Origin of the sequence: Nocardia farcinica, from assembly GCF_029867845.1 — a bacterium.
GTDB classification, from domain to species: Bacteria; Actinomycetota; Actinomycetes; order Mycobacteriales; family Mycobacteriaceae; genus Nocardia; species Nocardia farcinica_A.
Genome location: NZ_JARWRU010000593.1, coordinates 1 through 1,051 on the forward strand (window position 1 = coordinate 1; position 1,051 = coordinate 1,051).

A 1,051-nucleotide genomic window follows, 5' to 3' on the forward strand; every position below is an offset into this window, starting at 1 on the left:
CAACCGCACCGCCCGCGCCCTGGCCACGGCCGCTTCGGCGGCCGCTTGCGCCGCCACCGCTTCGGCCTCGGCTTCCTCGGCGGCGAGCACCAGTTCGTCGAGATCCGCTGTGCGGGGCGCACCCGCGGGTTCCGGGCGAGCGGGCGGGGGAGTGGCGCTCCGCGGCGCGGGGCCCACGTGATCGTCGCTGTCGGTGAGCTGGCTCATCGCCGATTCCTCGCTGTGGGAACGGATCCCGGTGCACCCCGCGATCCGTTCGACGGCTCCGATGGGTGCCACGGCGTCGCGTCCGGGTTGCCGGACCTGAAGTGCTGACTATAGCCATGCGAGAACGACGTTATCATGTTCTGTCCGCCGCGGCGTCGCTATTTGTGGTGGTCAAGAATGCGAATTGGCGACCGGGTGGATATCGCCGCGGCTCGCAAGTCGTCTCGGGAGGGGGCGTGGCGCGCCATGGTGAATATGCTATTCTCTCTGACAGAGAATGCGAATATCGCCACCGTGTGGACGCCGGGGTCTGCCGACCCTGTGCCGCGCCCCGGTGGCGTCGCTCGCGGGAAGGGTGCGGGATGAGCGTGTCACTGCTGCTCGACATGGCGGCGTCGAGCGACCCGGATCGGACGGCCGTCGTCGGCGATCACGTGCGCTGGACCGCCGCCCGCCTCGCCGAACTCGCCGACGGCGGGGGCGCCAGGATCGCGGGCACGCCCTGCCGCAGTGTGGCCTACCTCGGCACCGGCGGTCCCATGCTTCCGCTGCTCGTCTTCGCCTCCGCCCGTGCGGGCGTGCCGCTCACGCCGTTGAACTACCGCCTCGGCGGGGCGGCCCTGCGAGATCTGCTGGACAGGCTCGACACCCCGCTGCTGGTCTGCGACAGCGAATACCTCGATGTCGTGGCCGAGTTCGACGGCGTGACCATCGCCTCGGAGGAATTCGCCGAGCAGGCGGCCCACGGTGGCGCCGTCGAGAACCCGGGGGCAGGCGCCGTCGCGAGCGGCGGTGGCCGTGCGGGAGACGGTGAGATCGCGGTCGTGCTGTTCACCTCCGGCAC

Annotated in this window: 1 protein-coding gene and 1 pseudogene; one reads left to right on the forward strand and one right to left on the reverse strand. The window is 71.0% G+C overall.

All coding sequences use genetic code 11. From position 1 onward, the window contains the following. Window positions 1–207 (reverse strand): annotated as a pseudogene (locus QH283_RS12945) (hypothetical protein); the annotation flags it as partial. A 362-nt stretch (window positions 208–569) separates the two neighbouring features. Here QH283_RS12945 and QH283_RS12950 point away from each other — a divergent pair. Beyond that, window positions 570–1,051 (forward strand): AMP-binding protein (locus QH283_RS12950; RefSeq protein ID WP_280503249.1); only part of this gene is annotated, 482 nt, incomplete at its 3' end.